Origin of the sequence: Oerskovia sp. NPDC060287 (assembly GCF_042726775.1) — a bacterium.
Taxonomy (GTDB): domain Bacteria; phylum Actinomycetota; class Actinomycetes; order Actinomycetales; family Cellulomonadaceae; genus Oerskovia; species Oerskovia merdavium.
Genome location: NZ_JBHXBO010000333.1, coordinates 1 through 3,633 on the forward strand (window position 1 = coordinate 1; position 3,633 = coordinate 3,633).

Sequence of the window (3,633 nt, forward strand, 5' to 3'; positions counted from 1 at the left end):
GACCAGGACGGACCCGCCGTCGAGCGGCAGGTCGCCCGTGTGCGCACCGAGCAGCGACGACTTGCCGCAGCTCGTTGCCGACGTGCTCCGCCTGGGCGGCGAGCAGGTAGATGATCGACAGCAGCAGGATGCCCGCGATGAGGAACATCCCGCCGTAGAGCAGGGTGAGCCGTATCCGGATGGTGGGCCGCAGCCACGCCCGGCGCTCCACCCGCACCAGCTCGCCCGGTCGACCACCACCGCCGACCACCCTCTCTCCCCGCGGGCTCGCGTCCCGCACCAGCAAGGAGTTGTTCCAGATGGCTTCACACCACGGCGCGGTCGAGCCGGGCTCGCCGCGCGGACCCGGATCGGCCGGGGGCGTGCTGCACCTGCCCGACGGCGTCCGCTCGCCCGGTCTGCACGTCCGGGACCTGCGGGTCCAGTTCAGCACCCGGTCCGAGGGCGGCGAGAACGTGCTGCGCAGCGCGGTCGACGGCATGGACCTCGACGTCGCCGCGGGCGAGCTCGTCGCGATCCTCGGCGCGAACGGGTGCGGCAAGTCGACCACGCTCAAGTCCGTGATCGGGCTCGCGCCCGTGACCTCGGGCGAGGTGTGGGTCGACGGCGAGCAGGTGCACCCTCATCACAGGACGTCCGCCGCGGACCAGCACGAGGCCCGACGACGGGTCGCCATGATCTTCCAGCAGGTGAACCTCGTGCGGCGGCGCACGGTGCTCGACAACGTGTGCGCCGGGGCCCTCGGACGCCTGCCCCTGCGGCAGTCGCTCCTCGCGTCGCTCTTCCCCCGCGAGCTGCGCGCCGAGGCCATGCTGTGCCTCGAGCGGGTCGGCCTCGCGGACCGAGCGCTCGACCGGGTCGGCCAGCTCTCGGGCGGTCAGCAGCAGCGCGTGGCCGTCGCCCGGGCCCTGTGCCAGCGGGCGAGCGTGCTGCTCGCCGACGAGCCGACGTCGGCTCTCGACCCCGCGGCCTCGACCCAGGTCATGGAGCTCCTCGCGACCCTCGCGCACGACGAGGGCCTGGCGGTCGTCGCGGTGCTCCACGACCCCGAGCTCGCACGCGAGCACGCCGACCGCCTCGTCGGGATGGTCGCCGGACGCGAGCGGCTCAACGGTGCGCCCGACGCCGTGACGCGTGACGCCGTCGAGCACCTGTACGCGGCGGACACCGCCGCCCCGACGACTGACGGCCTGACCGCCGGAACGAGGATCCCCGCATGACCACCACCGCCCCCTCGCACGCGCCCCGACCGCCCCGCGGCGCTGCCCGCGACCGCACCGACGGCCCCTCGCGCGAGCGGCTCGAGCACGTCGTCGTGCCCACGGCCCACCGTTCGGGCCGGCAGGTCACGACCTGGGTCACCGCCGGGGCCGTGCTGCTCGGGCTGCACGTCCTCGCCTGGCAGGGCACGGGCTTCTCGATCAGCGCGCTCGTGGGCGGCTGGGAGGGCATGGCCCGGTTCGTCGGCGAGGCGTTCCCGCCCGACCTCGACTGGTCGACCGTCGTGGCTCCCGGGCTCCAGGCCACGCTCGTGACGCTGTGGATCGGGCTCCTCGGGACCACGCTGTCCATCCCGTTGTCGTTGCTCCTCGCGGTGCTCGCGGCTCGCGGCAGCACCCCCGGGTCGTTCTGGTACCAGGGCTCGCGCGCGATCCTGTCGTTCTTCCGCGCCGTGCCCGACGTCGTGTTCGCGCTGATCTTCGTGACCGCCGTGGGGCTCGGGCCCTTCGCGGGGGTGCTCGCGCTCGTCGTCCACAACACGGGCGTCATGGGCAAGCTGTGGGCCGAGGCCATGGAGGAGATCGACCCCGGGCCCGCCGACGCGCTGCGCACCAACGGCGCGGGCCGGACCCAGGTCGTCACGCACGCGGTGCTGCCCGCGGTCGTGCCGCAGTTCCTGGGCCTGCTGCTCTACCGGTTCGACGTCAACGTGCGGTCCTCGCTCGTGCTCGGGCTCGTGGGCGCGGGCGGGATCGGGTTCCTCATCAACAAGTCGATCAAGCTGTTCCGGTTCGACGAGATGCTGACCTACATCCTCATGGTTCTCGTGCTGGTGTGGGTCGTGGACCGGTTCTCGTCGTGGGCCAGGGCGCGGATCGCGGTCTGAGCCTCCGGGCGCTTCGTGGTGCCCCGTGGTGCCGAGCACGAGGTTGCGATCGCTGTCCGGCGGATTCCGACCGCAACCTCGTGCTCGACTGGGCGGAACCTCGTTCTCGCGGCCTGGCCGGGGTGTGCAGCAAGGAGGGCCTGCTGAGATGGGCGCCGGGGTGTGCGGCAAGGAGGGCCCGCTGAGGAGGGCGGGCACCGACCAGACCCTGGACCAACGGGCAGTTCTCCCCATGGGATAGATGCGGGTGCGTCACCGATTCTCTGAGACAGTGTGGCGATCCCCACCTCGATCGGAGCACCACCATGCGCACTTCCGCGCACCGCACGATCACGGCGGCCGCGCTCGCCGTCTCCCTGGTCGCCCTGACCGGCTGCTCGCTCCTCCCGGGAGGCGAGCCTGCGCCGTCGGGCACCCAGAGCCAGGCCGCGAGAGCGCCGGGCACGAACGCGCAGCCCGCCGCCGCGCCCACCGTCTCGCCCGTCGACCCGGACGCCGTGGTCCTCGAGGCGACGCTCGACATCCCTGGGCGCCCCGGCGACACGGTCCGCGTGGGCATCGAGTCGCTCACCGTGCGGGGCGCCCTCACCGAGCTGCGCGTGATCTTCACACCGACCGGGTCGGCCGACGACGGCGGGGAGCGCAGCGTCTACGAGCTCACGGGCGCCACCTCGTTCGACGCCGCGCTCGTCGACCGCGAGAACCTCAAGAAGTACGTCCAGCTCGTCGACGAGAACTACGACGAGATGGGGTCGAGCATCTTCACGACCACCGCGGTCGGCGGCGAGTCCGTCCGCTGGACCGGCATCTTCGCAGGCATCGAGGACGACGTCGCGACGCTCGACGTGAGCGTCGTCGACTCGTGGCCCACGTTCGAGAACATCCCGGTGACGCGATGAGGCCCGCACGCGCCGTGCTCGGCCTCACGGTCACCGCGCTGCTGCTCGGCACGCTCCCCGCGTCCGCGACCGTCGACGCACCGGTCGAGTTCGACATCACGACCCTGCCCGAGCCGACCGCCGAGCAGATCGCCGCGTCGATCTCACGCTTCACGCTCGAGGGCAGCGTCCAGACGATCGACACCGTCGAGACCCAGGGTGAGGAGACCGTCATCACCCTGACCTCGGACATCCTGTTCGAGGTCGACGGCGCGGAGGTGTCCCCCGCAGCGGCGGCGGCCGTCGCCGGGCTCGTCGCGAACGTGCCCGACGGCGCGACCCTCTCGGTCCACGGTCACACCGACTCGGTGGGCGACGACGTGCACAACCTCGACCTGTCGCTGCGGAGGGCCCAGGCTGTGGGGGCCGCGGTCGCCGCATCGAGGCCCGACCTGGTGCTCGACGTCCAGGGCTTCGGCGAGACGCAGCTCAAGACGCCCGAGGTGGGCGACGACCCGGGGCCGGCGCGGGCCGAGAACCGTCGCGTGGAGCTGCGGTTCAAGGGCTGACGTTGTCCTGGTGCCGCTTCGGTGCCGAGCATGCGGTTGGCGTTCGAAAACCCGCGGATCCGAACGCCAACCGCATGCT

The 3,633-nt window shown here is 72.4% G+C and carries 5 protein-coding genes; 4 read left to right on the forward strand and 1 reads right to left on the reverse strand.

The window, feature by feature from the left end; all coding sequences use genetic code 11:
* Nucleotides 1–211, reverse strand: a 211-nt coding sequence (locus tag ACFWFR_RS18430) for a hypothetical protein (RefSeq protein WP_377624051.1), incomplete at its 3' end; no start/stop codon positions are given.
* An 88-nt stretch (nucleotides 212–299) separates the two neighbouring features.
* Between ACFWFR_RS18430 and ACFWFR_RS18435 the strand changes: the two genes are divergently transcribed.
* The 4 genes from ACFWFR_RS18435 (at nucleotide 300) to ACFWFR_RS18450 (ending at nucleotide 3,554) form a co-directional block, all read left to right on the forward strand.
* Nucleotides 300–1,220 (forward strand): phosphonate ABC transporter ATP-binding protein, encoded by a 921-nt coding sequence (locus ACFWFR_RS18435; RefSeq protein ID WP_377624053.1) that lies wholly within the window; start codon nucleotides 300–302, stop codon nucleotides 1,218–1,220.
* Nucleotides 1,217–2,107 (forward strand): phosphonate ABC transporter, permease protein PhnE, encoded by an 891-nt coding sequence (phnE, locus tag ACFWFR_RS18440; protein ID WP_377624055.1) that lies wholly within the window; start codon nucleotides 1,217–1,219, stop codon nucleotides 2,105–2,107. Before ACFWFR_RS18435 ends, phnE begins: the two co-directional genes overlap by 4 nt.
* 305 nt (nucleotides 2,108–2,412) lie before the next feature.
* Nucleotides 2,413–3,006, forward strand: a complete 594-nt coding sequence (locus ACFWFR_RS18445) for a hypothetical protein (RefSeq protein WP_377624056.1) — start codon at nucleotides 2,413–2,415, stop codon at nucleotides 3,004–3,006.
* On the forward strand, nucleotides 3,003–3,554 hold the full coding sequence (locus tag ACFWFR_RS18450) for an OmpA family protein (RefSeq protein ID WP_377624057.1): 552 nt from the start codon (nucleotides 3,003–3,005) through the stop codon (nucleotides 3,552–3,554). Before ACFWFR_RS18445 ends, ACFWFR_RS18450 begins: the two co-directional genes overlap by 4 nt.
* Nucleotides 3,555–3,633: the final 79 nt, after the last annotated feature.